We start from the raw sequence: 15620 nt of genomic DNA on the forward strand, positions 1-15620 counted from the left end.
ATTAATGCGGAGAAGGTGGGATTTGAACCCACGGTAGCACTTTTCAGTGCTACGACGGTTTAGCAAACCGTTGCCTTAGACCGCTCGGCCACCTCTCCGTCGTTAATAAATATAAAAAATTCTACTTCTTCTCTTCAACTTTGTTTTGGAAAACCGAAACAACAAAATCCTTACCTATCTCAACGACAGTATCCTTTGAGATTTTTGCCTTTATAATCCCCTTCTCTTCGTCACGAGATATGAATTCGGCGATTATACCACCAGCAGTAACAAACCTATCACCTTCTTTCATTTCGTTTATCTGTTGCATAAGTTTCTTCCTTCTCCTGTTTTCGGGGAATATAATGAGGAAGTAGAATACAACAAACATCAATACCATCAATATTAGAAACGAAAATCCGCCATCCTGCATAAAAATACCTCACATTTTGTAATTATAAACTACTTACACTTAACGTTGCTAAATAACTATCAATTTTTAAACTTTAAATGAAGAATTAATAACCAATTTGTCAATAGGAAGATATTATGTAAATAATTTTTGAGTAAAATTGCAGAGGTAAATGATATGAGGAAGAGTAATTTTTACCTTGTGATACACGGACACTTCTACCAACCACCCAGAGAAGATCCATTTACATATGAGATTGACCTCCAAGATTCTGCACTACCGTGGCATGATTGGAATGAGAGGATTACGGAGGAATGCTACACCTCAAACGCATTCTCAAGAGTTTTGGACAATTTTGGTAGAATACAAGCAGTTATAAATAACTATGAATACATCAGTTTCAACTTTGGACCTACACTACTTACATATCTTGAAAAGTATCACAAAAAAACTTACGAAAAGATTCTAGAAGCAGACTTTAGAAGTAGAGATAGAAACAACGGACATGGAAATGCAATAGCACAAGGATACAATCATATCATACTTCCTCTAGCATCGGATAGAGACAAGATAACACAAATTGAATGGGGTATCAGAGATTTTGAGAAAAGGTTTGAGAGACAACCTGAGGGTATATGGCTACCAGAAACTGCAGTGAATGATATTGTCGTTCAGTTTCTAATTAGTTACGGCATTAAGTTTATCATACTTTCGCCTCACCAAGCAGAAAGAGTTAGGTTTCTCAACGGGAAAGAATGGACAGATGTATCAAAAGGTAATATAGACTTTTCAGAGCCTTACATTCTGAGGGAACCTAATGGAGAAATAATAGTATTTTTCTACAATGGACCTTTATCACACGCTGTTAGCTTCAATCATCTTTTGAGGAGTTCTGAAGGCTTTAGAGATGCCATACTTTCGTATAGAACTCCAAACAAAGATGATTTTTTCTTATCCATAGCCACCGACGGCGAGATATATGGTCATCATGAACCATTTGGAGATATGTGTCTCTCATCTATGATATACAGAAATCAATTTGAGAATAACTTTATTTTCACAAACTTTGCAAATGTTCTTGAGTATATAAAACCAAGGTATGAGGTTGTTTTGAAGAAAGGGAACAACAATCTAGGAACATCTTGGAGTTGTGCTCACGGAGTTGATAGGTGGTATAGAGATTGTGGTTGTAGCACTGGTGCACAACCTGGTTGGAATCAAGCATGGCGAGAACCTTTGAGGAATGCTTTTGATTATCTGCGAGAAGAACTATACTCACTTTCCGAAGAAGAACTAAAAGATATAATTAGTAATGTTTGGAAAGCAAGGAATGATTACATTGATGTGGTTTTTGTTAGGTCTTCTTTGAAGCCTCCGGAGTGGAAAGGTAAGATTGAAGAATTTTTGAAGAAGCACTCAAGGAAAAACTTGAGTTATGATGAGAAAGTAAAGGTTTTAAAGTTTATGGAAGCACTCTACAACGAGATGCTTATGTACACAAGTTGTGGTTGGTTTTTCGCAGATATATCAGGTATAGAAACTGTCCAAGTTATGAAGTATCCATCTTACATATTCCACTTACTGAAAGAATACATAAGACCCGAAATTAAGACACACTTCCTTGAGATAATCAGTAGGGCGAAGAGTAATATAAGGCAGTTCAACGACGGAAGATGGATATTTGAAAACTGGATTGAAAAGTATAAATTCACACCAGAACGAGTGATAGCACAATATATACTCTACAAGTTTCTCGTTTACGATAAGAATATCCATTCAGATATATCAAAAGATTATTACTACTATTACACCATATCTGTTAGGAATTCAAATTCGTTTGAAATTGATGGTTTTAAGGTATTCTCAGGTATTGCTGACCTTTTCAACAACATAACGCTTGAAGAAAGTAAATACATATACTACATCTTCGTCTCTTTCTCAACAGGAGAAGTTCATATATACACAAAAGAACATATGTATGAAGGTATTGAAACATACATAAGTAAGGTAGTTAAAGAACTACCTTTCGGTAAAGCAAGACGTTTCTTTGATGATTGGTTTTCTGGTGGATACTCTCTGATGGACATAAAATACGAAATTAGAGAACAAATACTTTACAGAATATTTGAGAGTAAGTTCAAATCCTTAAGAGCTAGGTCAGAGTTTGAAATTGATGAATACATAAAGATAATAGACAGTTATTCACTTCTAGGCGTAAAACTACCAAAAAGTGAAAAGACACTAATATCGTTCCTACTAAAAGAGTTTATAGACAAGCAGGCAGAAAACTTACTAAACAAACAACAGATTGATTTGCTTTACTTGTCAAAGGTTATGAAAGTAATAAGAGAGAATAACCTTGAGATATCAATGTCAAAACTTGAGAATGCGTTGTATCGATATATCTTTGACAGCATTGAAAAAATTATCAAAGAACCAGGTGAAGATGAGATAGAATCGTTTTCAGGATTAGTTGACTTTGTCGTCAAGAATGGAATCAATATCTACAACAGAAGAAGTATAGAGAATAGAATATATGAGTTTTTACACTCAAATGTTTTTGAAGAGTTCTCAAACAACCTTATACATCAAGGCAAGGAAAGACTCGTTTCAAAGATACTTGATATATTTGAGAAATTCAACATATCAACACTTCACCGCAGAACTCTGAAACACTAGAATTTATTTGAAAAAACATAATAATCTTCATTATCCTTCAAAAAGGAGGTTAGCATGGTAAAAACTATAATTCTGTTCATTTTTTCATTACCTTTAGTTATCCAAGCGATATCCTCTTACATTAGGAGAAAGACCGTATCATTCAAAGATGTATGGATAGGAGTGATAATAGCAGTTTTAGGTGCTTTATTCGTTCTGGTTCTAGATGAAATTGTAAAGTTTATCGTTGATGTTCTTTGGTTCTCTGAAGTTGGGTATTTCAATGTTTTCTGGGGCATCATTCAATACAAGATTTGGATATTCGTTATAACGTTTGTTATCGTGCTTACAGGATTCATACTATTCGTGTATATTCCCATTAAGATTTTCTTTCCGAGGTTCCCGATAGGACTTATAAAAGTTGTTGAGTTTGAGATGATGAAGGTTGTTGAGAGGTTTTCAAATGTTATTGTATGGCTCTTTCTTGTTGTTGTTTCCGGATACTTTGGATACATTGCAGCAACAAATGACTGGATGGATATAGCAAAATTCTTCAGTAGAGTATCAACGCTTGAATACACGGACCCAATATTCAAGATGCCTGCCGAGTTTTATATGTTCTCTTTGCCATTTATAAACGCTGTATTTAATAACATACTTTGGTTCCTGTTCATAGTTTCTGCGTTTATGATATTCATACTGTATGTTTATTTGAGATTTCAATCGGGATATTACGGACAGAGTTTTGTTTTCGCATTACTCTCGGGCAGGATGCCAGATAAAATCTCAAGAGGTATCTTTCTTTACTCAATATTTGTTCTGATAGTTTGGACACTGGTTCTTGGTATCAGAATAGCGTTCGTTACACCTTACCATATAATGTTTGTAGACAGTGGTTTGTTTAGTGGTCCAGGTTATAAAGAGATATACGCAACACTACCAGTTATTAGAATAATAGGAATACTCCTGATATTACTCGCTATCCTATCCACTTTCTTCCTCTTCAGCGGTAAAATTCGCAATATACTCATATTATCTGGTGGAACAGTCGGTATATCTCTAGCACTCTATGTTATTTATCCTTCGCTAATTGAAGTTTTCGTAGTCAAGCCATCTGAATTGGATAGACAGAAAGAGTTTATCAAAAACAATATTGAATCAACACTGGTTGCTTACAAGTTAGACAAAGTTAAAGAAGTTTTCTTTGACAACAAACCTTTAACTTTTGATATGTTATCAAGAAACAAAGAGATAATTCAAAACTTAAGGTTATGGGACTGGAAACCATTAGGAGATGCCTACAAGCAAATACAAACAATAAGGTTTTATTACAAGTTTAATGACATTGACATTGACAGGTACAGGCTAGGTGGTAGTTTAAGACAGGTTATGATATCTGCGAGGGAGTTGGATATTGAAGCATTGCCAGAGAACTCAAAGAGTTGGATAAATGTTCATTTTAGATACACTCACGGTATAGGTGTTGTTGTGAGTCCAGTGAATGAGATATTACCGAACGGTATGCCTAAACTCTTCGTCAAGGACATCCCCCCTATATCTTCATATCCAGAAGTCTCCGTTGAAGAACCTAGAATATACTTTGGAGAACTCACAGACCATTATGTCTTCGTAAACGCTGGTATTGACGAGTTTGATTATCCATCGTCTGCTGGTGAGGGAGAGGAGAATGTATATACAAGGTATAAGGGAACTGCCGGTATAAAGATTGATAACTTCTGGAAGAAACTACTTTTTGCAGTTTATCTAAATGAAGAAATAAAAATGTTATTCTCCGAATACATAAACGATGAAACTAGAATCCTAATAAATAGGAATGTCTTAAAAAGGATTGATAAGATAATTCCATTCATTCTATATGAAGATGATCCATACATAGTTGTATCAAAAGGCAAACTTTACTGGATTATTGATGGTTATACTGTATCCGACCAGTTTCCATACTCAACCTATTCAGGAGGTATAAACTACATAAGAAATGCTGTAAAGGTTGTTGTTGATGCCTATAACGGTAATGTTGAATACTATATCGTTGATAAGAATGAACCCGTTATAAATGTTTTCAAAAACATGTTTAACATTCAATTTAAGGAACTAGAACAGATGGATGAAGATTTAAGACAACACATAAGGTATCCAGAAAGACTCTTAAGAGTCCAGAGCAGAATTTTTAGATTATATCATATGAAGGACCCTGAAATATTCTTTAATCAAGAGGATGTCTGGAACATAGCGAAAGAGGTTAAGTTTGGGAACAACATAGAGGTTGAACCTTACTATATAGTAACTAAACTGCCTGATAAGAAAGAACTGAATTTTATACTTGTTTTGCCCTTCACCCCTAAAGATAAGGATAATCTCATTGCTTGGATGGCCGTTAAATCAGACTACGAAAATTACGGAGAGATTATCGTATATAGAATGCCAAAAGACAGGCTTGTTTTTGGTCCTCTTCAGATAGAAGCGAGGATAAGCCAAGACCCCGAAATATCAGCACAGATAACACTCTGGAACCAACAAGGCTCTCAAGTTTTAAGAGGGAATATGATGATACTGCCCATAGAGAATTCACTTCTATACTATGAACCAATATACCTACAAGCAGAGGAAGCCAAAATACCAGAGTTTAGAAGAGTTGCTATGTCTGATGGCGAGAGAATAGTATGGGATGAGACAGTACCACAGACAATATCAAAATTATTTACAGGTCAAAAGATTGAAATAACCGAAGTTGAAAAGGTTGCCTCACAGGTGCCTGAAAAAACAACAGGTATCTCAAAAACAGTCCTCCTAAGAGCACTTCAATATATAGAGGAATATAAAAAATTAACAGGCAATGGAGACTTCGTAGGTGGTGCAAGAAAACTTAAAGAGTTAGAAGAGTTTTTAAGAGAAAACACTAAGTAATAAGATTTATCATAAGTATATTCTAAAAGTTTTTGGGATTTTGAATACTATTTATTCCGATTTTGACTATTTTCATTTTCAGAAGGTAAAAAATCTAACTTGTATGCTGTGTTTCTTCATAGATTATGTCTTCCTTTGATACTTGTTTTGGCTCTTTTGAGAGTAGAACCATGAATGATAGAGAAAACAGCAAAACCAAACCAGCTACAAGATCTACAAGTATCATTTCAACGAAGTTATTATGAAACAGTATGAAACCTACTATTAGTATTATATCGGTTACTGCAAGAGGAATTAGAAAATACCAATTCTTGAAAACGATACTGTAGTTTATAAGTAGAAGTGATATACCTATTGGTATCACTGCTAATGTAAATAAAAACAGTATGCTTTTTGCTTCTAGGTATCTTTCACCAAATATCTTAAGAATAATATCTCCAAAGATTAGAACAAAGATAAGATATGCAAAGGAAGCAAAGAGTGCTATAACGACTCCTTTGACGAGTGCCATAACACTTGCCCTATAACCTTTATTATTCAAATCCTCTATCATTCTAGGTAGCATTACAAAAGATATTGGAATGATCACAAAAAAGTTTGCTTTTGCAACAGTAGCTGCTAGTGCAAATATGTCAGTTTCTACATCATTAAAGTACCTTCTAGAAAATATCACATCACCAAAGTTCAAGACACTGTATAACATATTTATAAGCACTATTGGAATAAGAGGTAGAAAATAAGATAAATTTAGAGATAGTTTGTTGTTATTCTCGTTGAGAAGCAACTCTCTACTGTTTTTATTGAGTATTATAACTAGTGAACTTAATACAAAGGATATGACTACACCTAGAAGCATTGAAGAGGTAGCACCAATATATTGTCCATCCCACACTACTATATAAGGGTATGTGAATACAAATCTCAAGAATGGGTAGGAAAAATATACTATACCAAGTATTAGAAACAACTTCAGTGATTGAAAGAGGGATGAAGTAATACTTATTAGGTATGAGAATATTACTACCATTACTGACATTACAAACGGTAAGTAGTCTATTTTCATAAATCCTACTATGTAGCCATAAAGTGGAGATAGTAGTAGGAAGAACAACACAAGTCCTAGGAATGAGTATAGTGTGAATTTATAGGATACTATTATTGCTTTTGGATTTTGACCTTTCGCTATAAGGTCACTAGTTTCTCTTACATTAAACATTCTAAATGCTAGTGAGATTGTTGTAAGTATATTTATGAATGAATTTATTGACATTATTGCTCCGTACTGACCTGGAGGTAATGTCCGTGTGTATATTATGTTTACTAGAAAAGCTACTAGGTTACCTAGAAGTGTAAATATAGTTAGAACAATTGAGTCAAAGTAAAATCTGTCAGTCTTTAGTTTTTCAACGATCTTACTTATCATCTTTCATCAACCCCGTAGATCCAAAACCCCCATCTCCTCTCTGTGTAGGAGTAAGTTCATCAACTACCTTAATCTCAACTCTCTCAAATCTTACTATGACCATCTGTGCTATTCTCATACCATCCTTTATTACAAAAGACTCTTTGCCAAGGTTTATCAATGGTATCATTATTTCTCCACGATAGTCAGGATCAATCGTCCCTGGAGTGTTGACAAGAGTTATTCCATGCTTTGACGCAATCCCACTCCTTGGTCTTATCTGTGCCTCGTATCCATCCGGAAGTTCTATGCTTATTCCTGTTGGTATCATCTTTATCTCACCCGGCCGTATGACAATATCTTCATCTAGGCTCGCACAAAGATCCAATCCTGCTGAGTGCGAAGTTTGGTAAATAGGAATATGAGAATTACGCTTCAGAAGTTTTACCTTAAGTTCAATCACGATAGAAATGATAATTACTCTACTATCTTGCTTTCAAAGTGATAATAGTAGTTAAATTTTCCTCATGTGAAAACACCTCTAAGCAACTATATGTATACTTTTCTACAAATTCTCTATTATATCCTTCAACCTAGGTAACCTGGAATCCTTTTCTGATAATATTGGATGTTGATTTCCTATCTCTTCAAGAGGCCACTCTATTCCTATCGTTTCATCGCTCCATATGATTCCCCTGTCATATTCAGGGTAGTAGAATTCAGTAGTCTTATACACAACATCCGCAAAGTCTGATAACACAAGAAAACCATGTGCAAACCCTTCAGGAATGTAAAGCATTTTCATATCTTCGTCTGACAAAATTATCCCGAACCATTTTCCTAGTGTTGGAGAGTTTTTTCTAATATCAACAGCAACATCAAATATTCTACCTCGCACTACCCTAACAAGCTTACCTTGAGGATAAGGATCTTGAAAGTGTAGTCCCCTCAAAACTCCCCTAACAGACCTTGAATGGTTGTCTTGGACGAACTTAATGTTAAGGCCTACTTCTTCAAACTCTCTTTCATTCCAACTCTCAAGAAAAAAGCCCCTACTGTCTCTGAAAACCTTAGGTTCTATTATGAACAAACCCTGTATGTTTGTTTCCAAGACTTTGAATTTCACTCAAATTATTCTTATTATTCTGCTTCGTAAGATTCAAATAGTCTTAGAACAAGATCTAATTTGGTAAAAATAGATTATAGTTAGTGATCTCAGTTTGTTGGTACTGACCAGTATAAAAAACCTTCAATAGTTTTAGACTCTTTTGTTATTCAAGAAGCGTTGAAAAACTAAATCATATTAGGAGTCTGACGATTTTTATCTTAAGGAGTCCAGGTATGGGAATGTTTACGTCTCTAAACATAGCAGGTAGTGGTCTAACAGCACAGAGATTTAGACTTGATGTAATAGCAAATAATATCGCTAATGTTGAAACAACGAGAACTACTGAAGGAGGTCCCTACCAGAGACAAAGAGTTGTACTTATGCCGAGAGATGATAGTTTGAAGTTCAAAAGTTATCTTTTACCTGAAGCACTGCAACCTGGTCAGGGTGCTGGTGTTAAGGTTGTAAAAGTTGAGAAAGACAATAATCCTCCAAGGATGGTTTATGACCCATCTCATCCAGATGCCATAAAGTATGGTAAGTATAAAGGTTATGTCTTGTATCCTAATGTGAATGTAGTCCAAGAAATGGTTGATATGATATCAGCGTCAAGATCCTACGAAGCAAACGTAACCGTAATAAACTCAACTAGACAGATGTTTGAAAAGGCTCTGCAGATTGGTAGATAAAATCTGTTATTTGCTTCTCTTTCTCATTTCATATTGCCTTTTTTTATTCCTGTAGTCAATATAGAAGATCAGCGCTAGAAGTCCTAGTAATATCACCAATAACACTACTGCTATCAGTATTATTCTTGCCATAGTCATCCTCTACGGTAATAGGAATAAATGGCAACTGTTTCTTGAAACCTACAAACTTCCATACTGTCCTCATAAGCCCTTCAAGAGAACCGACAATTATCCGGTTTTGCCTATCAATTATTGCTTTTGAGTATTCAATGTTATTTGAGAATTTGTCAAAGAGTTCTTGGTAGTAATCGTAACCATATCTAGGTATCCCATTTATGAATACCAACTCAATGTCGTTAAACCACGCTTGAGTTATGTTTGAAAACAGATCCTCATTGTTTCTCCTGAATATCGTTATGTCCGCAAGATAACCTTTCCTTATATAGCCTACCTTGCTTTGTATCCTGAAAGCTTTCGCTGGATTTTTCGTTATCATATAAAGTATCGTTCTATCGCTTAGTTCCTCACCATACTTACTCTTGTATGCCATCTTAAGAAACCTCATTTCTTCAAGAATGTTCATACCTCCTGACATTGGTGAGTCCGTTCCCAAAGAAGTATTTATGCCTTTTGCCAACCATTCTTTTATTCTAGCAATTAACTTAAACATAAAGTAATTTGACACAGGACAGGTTACAAGATGAGCTCTTGCTTTTGCTATTCTGTCAAGGTCTTCATCTGATAGCGCAAGGCCGTGTACCATAACCGTATGGTCTGTTAGTGCTCCGTAATCTATCAAGTAATCAACACCTTTCATTGACTCTTCGTCAAAACCCTCTTCTATATGAGTTACAAAGGGCCAGTTATTCTCAACTGCTCTCCTGTGTTCTATGTCAACTCCATCTCCCCACTTGAGGTCGTAAGAAGATACTTCATGTGCAAGACAGTATTCTCTTATAACCTTAATAGGTAATTTGTCTATGAAGTTATCGTTTACTTTGTGAGGGATGTGATCCATAACAGTAGTTACGCCAGATATCAGGTTTTTATACGAACCAATCAGGTAGAGATAGAAGTTTGGTATTCTACTTCTCTCCTTATAAAGGTCGGAGGACTTTAGTATATCATCCCAGGGTTTCCAAGATATGTGAGGACCCTCTCCGACTCTGGGCCAGTATGAACCCAACAAGTGGTCGTGTGCGTTGATTATTCCTGGTATTGCTATCGTGTTTTTGGTTAGAAGCACATTAATATCCGCCTTAGTTTTATACTCGCTTACATCAATGATAAGACCATTCGTAGTGTCAATGTATATACCTTTATCTTCTACTACCTCATCAGGTGTTATTATTATCCCTGGCTTCAAAAACAATATCATACTAGATATATTCGGAAATCAGTATTATTAAAAATAGTCTCTCTGTAAAATTTTTCAAGTTGTTTTAATACTTGAGATTCAGCAGAGATCCGAGATTTTCTCAATAGATCTCAAGTTTCAGGTTTGTTATCGAACTATTTGAAAGTTTTCGCCGTTTGGTTTATTGAAGAAAGCGATTAGTGGTTGACATAATTATTGTGAATATGAAAGTGTTGTTAGTAATTCTGCTAACTTTCATGTTTCTCACCTATGACTGCTATGCTGTAGTTATTGATAGTTTAGGTAAGAAATTTGAGCAGAAGAGATACACTAGGGTAATATCTCTTGCTCCTAGTATAACAGAAACTCTGTTTTTTATGGGACTCGGTGATAGGTTGATAGGTGTTACTAGGTATTGTGGAGTAGAAAGGGAAATTGTGGGGGGGATTTACGACCCAGACCTTGAGAAGATAATAAAACTAAAACCTGACTTGGTCCTGATGCTAAAGATGGGGAGTTATGAAAACTATGAGTACCTTGTGAGAAGAGGTGTAAAGGTATTCGTTCTTGACTACAAACGAGTAGATGATATAGTTGATAATATGTTCAAACTCTCAAGACTCCTTAAAGGAGAAGAAAAGGAGGAAATTATCAGGAGTTTCAGATACTCCTTCTATGCTAGTGTCAGAAATGCTATTCAGTTCGCAAAAGGTAAGAGGTTTTTCTTCTTATATTCCTATCCACTAATATACACAGCCAGTTCTAATAGTTATGCATCTGATATAGTAAGAAGAATTGGAGGAATAAACGTAGTTGATCACCTGAAATCACCTTACCAGACGCTTACAGTTGGAGTTGAAACTCTGCTTAAGTTGTCTCCAGATATCATTGTATTATCTACCGAAAACAACAAACTAATTGAGGAGGAACTTAGGAATCTAGGGCTTAATTCTACTTTCATAAGTGTTGATCCTATGGAGATAAGTCCATCTGTTAGAATAACCAACTTCCTTTTGAAACTCATCTCAAATTTGAAATCCCCGGTTGTTCCATCTAGATAGTTTATCTTCCAGGTTCAATAGTCTTGATCTCCGTAGTAGTTTACAATTTTCAACGATGTTCTACTTATAACTTTGTTGAGATATTGATAGTAGATTTTTTCAGAAGGACTTCTAAAGAGTAAGAGGTTGGAATAAATGGTAAAAAATAACAGTAATCAATCTCAGCATTAGCTTCCTAAAAGCGTTATGGGTATGTCTGCGTGACAATGTAGTTCATATCAGAAATGTTTAGAACGATGATAGGAATTTGTCCTACGAGTCTGTTAACCAATTCCAGCCATACGGTTGATAATAACATGATTAAAATAATAACGATAATAAATAATAATAATATATATTATTATCATTATTATTGTGCGCGTTTTTTATACAAAAATATTTTGGTAAAAATTGCTGAAGAGTGCTTCGGGACTTTGATTGAATGCACGCACAAAATTGTGCGTAGCAATGTGCGTACAATGTGCGTTTGTGCGTCAATGTGCGTAAAAAGGCTAAATTATGTTAACTTTGTGCGTCAATGTGCGTAGAAGATTCTTTGTTGATACCAAAATATTTTGGTAAATGGGCTCAAAAGAGTGCTTAAAGACTTACAGATCCAATCACGCACATTTTGTGCGTGTCAATGTGCGTCGCATCACCAAAATATTTTGGTTTTTAATCCAAAAATGCAAGTCTTGAAGGTATATTGAAACATATTAAGATTCACGCACAAACGAATATTTTCCACTAGCAACCAATTTACCAAAATATTTAGGTATTTTCTTTTGAAGGGTATATTCTGAATAGGTTTTGAATGCGCGCACATTTTTGTGCGTGTAAGAGAGATACCTAAAATACGACTAAAATTGATACCAAAATATTTTGGTTTTAGGTAGTCTAATTTTATTAGAATAATCTAATTTATATCTTAAGCTTTAAACTAAAGAACTTCTACTTGATTCCGAAAATTAGGTCTATGAACTACGCTAGGGTTTATAAAGAAGCGCAGATTGAGACTGCGACACCTGTAAAGTTGGTTGTTATACTCTATGATATAATAATCAACTCAATTGACCAGGCTCTCAAATACTTTGAGACAAGGAAGTATGACCTTTCTAATAAGGAGTTAGCTAGAGCGCAGGAAGGGCTTATTGAACTTATGACTGCTCTTGATTTTGAAAAAGGGCAGGATATTGCTAACAACCTTTACTCAATATACCTGTATTGTAGCAAAAGATTGTTTGAAGGAAACATTGAAAAAAACAAGGATATACTACTTGAGGTAAGGAATATACTGGGAAAATTAAGAGACGCGTGGGAGCAAATATCCAATATGAACCAAAATGTCAACGGGCGTGAAGAGGTTGTCTCAAAGAGTGTTGATATCAAAGGTTAGGGATAAATACTCATTAATAAGTTTTTAAAACTCTAAACCCCTGACCTATGTAAATACCGTTCTTTATAGCGATGGATATAAACCTTTTAGCTTTTCTTATTGCTTCCAGAGGTTTCTCTCCTTTTGTTAGGTATGCGGTTATAGCAGCTGAGAAACTACACCCTGTTCCGTGAACATCACCTTTGTAGTGTTTTTTGGATTTCATTATTACGAAATCCTTTCCGTCATACACAACATCAACTGCGTATTTCCCTTTTAGGTGTCCTCCTTTTACTATCACATACCTAGGTCCCATTTTATATATTTCGGTTGCTGATTTTTTCATATCGCTTATGTTGTTTATCTTCATTCCTGATAGTAGTTCTGCTTCTGGAATGTTAGGTGTTATGATCAGAGCAAGAGGTAAGAGTCTATTAACGAGTGCTTCAACTGCATCTTGTTTTAGCAGGGGGTCTCCACCTTTTGCTCGCATAACAGGGTCTATTACGAGTCCCTTTAGTTTTCCTTCATCTAAAACTTTTTTTAGGTATTCACTTACAGCATTTACTATCTGTTCGTTGGATAGCATTCCAGTTTTGCTGTAATGTATGTTTAGGTCAGAGAACAATGACTCAAGTTGCTTTACCACAAATTCAGGTGAAACATCATAAATGCCTTGAACTCCTAAAGTATTTTGTGCTGTCAGAGATGTTATGACGGATGCGCCAAAAACGCCGATTCTATTGAAAGTTTTTAGGTCAATCTGAATACCGGCCCCACCACCACTATCAGAACCTGCTATTGTTAATGCTACCTTTTCATTTGCCATAATCTAGCCCCCTCAAAGTATCAAAAGATAGCAACTTTTAGAAGGTTCGTCAAGGTTTTTGCTAGATCGGGTCCGATTTTCAAAAAATCAATCTTTCAGAACCTTGGAAGGTTTAGGTTAAGTAGGTAGGATGTTATTCTTATCATAACTATAACCCCTATACATATCCAAACAGAGACTACAAAAGGAAATATTGAAGTTTTGACGAATAGTAAGAATAAAACTAATCCTACGATACTTGCAGTTGCGTATATCTCCTTTTCCAGAACGAAAGGAACTTCTTTAACAAGTATATCTCTCAGAATTCCACCACCTATTCCAGTTATCAGCCCAACTATTACTACTCCAATATCAGGTAAGTTAGCATTAAGTCCCCTCTCTGCACCAATGATACTAAAAACTCCAAGTCCTAGAGCATCCAGATAAACTAGAATGCTTTTATACTTCTCAACGAATTTTCTAAACACAACTACTATCAGAATACCTAAAAGTATAGCGAATGTGTAGTTAAGGTCGTAGAAATAGAATGGTATTCTGTTTATGATAATATCTCTTATGGTTCCACCGCCGACAGCAGTTAGAAAACTTACAACGAATATACCGAAAAGGTCTAGTTTCTTTTCAAGTCCTCTTATCGCTCCAGTGGAAGAGAAAACCATTGTCCCAAACAAGTCAAATACATATAGGATGTTCATATCATTTTGTTCTGTTGATATATGCCCACTTTATGTAAGCGTTTATAAACTCATCAATCTCACCATCTAAAACTTGAGATGTCTTTGCTGTTTCAACTCCTGTTCTGTGGTCCTTTACAGAGTTGTAAGGATGAAGTATATAACTTCTTATTTGGTTACCCCAAGAAATGTTTTTCTTTTCACCTGCTACTTCCTCTTGTTTTTCTTTCAACTCTTTTTGTTTGAGTTCATAGAGTTTGGATTTCAGTATCTTTATTGCTAGCTCCTTGTTCTGTATCTGTGACCTTTCGTTTTGAATTGACACTACTATACCCGTTGGTATGTGTGTTATTCTTACTGCGGACTCCGTTTTGTTGACATGCTGTCCTCCTTTGCCACTTGACCTGAATGTTTCAATCTTTATTTCTGAAGGGTCTATTATGATCTTATTGTCCTCTTTCAGTTCGGGAATCACATGAACAGCGGAGAAGGAAGTATGTCTTCTTTTGGATGCATCAAAAGGTGATATTCTCACAAGCCTGTGGATTCCTGTTTCTGACTTAAGGTAGCCGAAAGCAAAAGCACCTTGAACATAGATAGTCACATCTTTTATTCCTGCAACATCATCAGGTAGGAAATCTACAATTTCATATTTGAAACCTTTTCTATCAAGAAATCTTGTATACATTCTGAACAACATTGCTGCCCAGTCGCACGACTCAACACCTCCAGCTCCCGGGTGTATGTTCATAAAACAGTTGCTATTATCAATCTCATAGTCAAAAAACTTCTCAATCTCATATTCATTCAATTTATCTTCTATTGCTTTTAGTTCTTTGTTTATCTCTGAAAGTAAATTTTCATCTTCCATCTTTTCTGCTTCTTGTGATAAGTTTGTAATGTCAAATGCTTCTTTTCTTAGGTTGATCCACTTTTCAATCTCTTTCTTTAGGTTGTTCTGTTCAACTAATAGTGATGATGCATACTGGATGTCGTTATTTGAGTAGGCTTTTGAGATAAGTTCTGTTATCTCCTTCATCCTTTCTAACTTTTGAGGTATTTTGAATATCTCAAGGTTTTGTTCAATTCTAGCAAGAAGGGACTTTGACTTGTCGTATGTGAATCCCATAACTGAATTATAAATAAGTTTCTAACTACTATCTCAACTAACC

At 35.3% G+C, this 15620-nt stretch carries 13 protein-coding genes and 1 tRNA gene; 5 read left to right on the plus strand and 9 right to left on the minus strand.

Annotated features, from left to right (window positions below; all coding sequences use genetic code 11):
- Window positions 1-7 precede the first annotated feature (7 nt).
- Both NZ579_00920 and yajC read right to left on the minus strand, forming a co-directional pair.
- Window positions 8-98, minus strand: a tRNA-Ser gene (locus NZ579_00920).
- A 23-nt stretch (window positions 99-121) separates the two neighbouring features.
- The gene (gene yajC, locus NZ579_00925) at window positions 122-412 is read right to left on the minus strand and encodes a preprotein translocase subunit YajC (GenBank protein MCS7298506.1); all 291 of its coding nucleotides are present in this window, start codon (window positions 410-412) and stop codon (window positions 122-124) included.
- A 156-nt stretch (window positions 413-568) separates the two neighbouring features.
- Between yajC and NZ579_00930 the strand changes: the two genes are divergently transcribed.
- Window positions 569-3070, plus strand: coding sequence for a DUF3536 domain-containing protein (locus tag NZ579_00930; GenBank protein ID MCS7298507.1), 2502 nt, complete (start codon window positions 569-571; stop codon window positions 3068-3070).
- 54 nt (window positions 3071-3124) lie between these two features.
- Window positions 3125-5974, plus strand: a complete 2850-nt coding sequence (locus NZ579_00935) for a UPF0182 family protein (protein MCS7298508.1) — start codon at window positions 3125-3127, stop codon at window positions 5972-5974.
- Window positions 5975-6068: 94 nt separating this feature from the next.
- Here NZ579_00935 and NZ579_00940 read toward each other — a convergent pair whose 3' ends face one another.
- The 3 genes from NZ579_00940 to rfbC all read right to left on the minus strand — a co-directional run bounded on the left by NZ579_00940 (window position 6069) and on the right by rfbC (window position 8502).
- The gene (locus NZ579_00940; GenBank protein ID MCS7298509.1) at window positions 6069-7397 is read right to left on the minus strand and encodes a hypothetical protein; all 1329 of its coding nucleotides are present in this window, start codon (window positions 7395-7397) and stop codon (window positions 6069-6071) included.
- Window positions 7387-7842 carry a dUTP diphosphatase gene (gene dut / locus NZ579_00945; protein MCS7298510.1) on the minus strand — a complete coding sequence of 152 codons (456 nt, stop codon included), beginning with the start codon at window positions 7840-7842 and terminating at the stop codon, window positions 7387-7389. The genes NZ579_00940 and dut overlap by 11 nt, the downstream gene beginning before the upstream one ends.
- A 99-nt stretch (window positions 7843-7941) precedes the next feature.
- Window positions 7942-8502, minus strand: a complete 561-nt coding sequence (gene rfbC / locus NZ579_00950; protein MCS7298511.1) for a dTDP-4-dehydrorhamnose 3,5-epimerase — start codon at window positions 8500-8502, stop codon at window positions 7942-7944.
- A gap of 215 nt (window positions 8503-8717) precedes the next feature.
- On the opposite strand from rfbC, the gene flgC reads away from it, so the two are divergent.
- Complete coding sequence (gene flgC / locus NZ579_00955; GenBank protein MCS7298512.1) at window positions 8718-9173, plus strand: flagellar basal body rod protein FlgC; 456 nt, start codon at window positions 8718-8720, stop codon at window positions 9171-9173.
- A gap of 55 nt (window positions 9174-9228) precedes the next feature.
- On the opposite strand, the gene NZ579_00960 is transcribed toward flgC, so the two are convergent.
- Complete coding sequence (locus tag NZ579_00960; protein ID MCS7298513.1) at window positions 9229-10551, minus strand: amidohydrolase family protein; 1323 nt, start codon at window positions 10549-10551, stop codon at window positions 9229-9231.
- Window positions 10552-10754: 203 nt separating this feature from the next.
- On the opposite strand from NZ579_00960, the gene NZ579_00965 reads away from it, so the two are divergent.
- Window positions 10755-11591, plus strand: a complete 837-nt coding sequence (locus NZ579_00965; protein ID MCS7298514.1) for a helical backbone metal receptor — start codon at window positions 10755-10757, stop codon at window positions 11589-11591.
- Between the two features lie 955 nt (window positions 11592-12546).
- Window positions 12547-12966: a flagellar export chaperone FliS gene (fliS, locus tag NZ579_00970; protein ID MCS7298515.1), complete on the plus strand. Its 420-nt coding sequence runs from the start codon at window positions 12547-12549 to the stop codon at window positions 12964-12966.
- Between the two features lie 13 nt (window positions 12967-12979).
- Here fliS and thiD read toward each other — a convergent pair whose 3' ends face one another.
- The 3 genes from thiD to prfB form a co-directional block, all read right to left on the minus strand.
- Complete coding sequence (thiD, locus tag NZ579_00975; GenBank protein MCS7298516.1) at window positions 12980-13774, minus strand: bifunctional hydroxymethylpyrimidine kinase/phosphomethylpyrimidine kinase; 795 nt, start codon at window positions 13772-13774, stop codon at window positions 12980-12982.
- Window positions 13775-13869: 95 nt separating this feature from the next.
- Window positions 13870-14469 carry a trimeric intracellular cation channel family protein gene (locus NZ579_00980; protein MCS7298517.1) on the minus strand — a complete coding sequence of 200 codons (600 nt, stop codon included), beginning with the start codon at window positions 14467-14469 and terminating at the stop codon, window positions 13870-13872.
- Window position 14470: 1 nt separating this feature from the next.
- Complete coding sequence (gene prfB / locus NZ579_00985) at window positions 14471-15577, minus strand: peptide chain release factor 2 (protein ID MCS7298518.1); 1107 nt, start codon at window positions 15575-15577, stop codon at window positions 14471-14473.
- Window positions 15578-15620 lie beyond the last annotated feature (43 nt).

The organism is Spirochaetota bacterium (assembly GCA_025061835.1).
Taxonomy (GTDB): Bacteria; Spirochaetota; Brevinematia; order DTOW01; family DTOW01; genus SKYB106.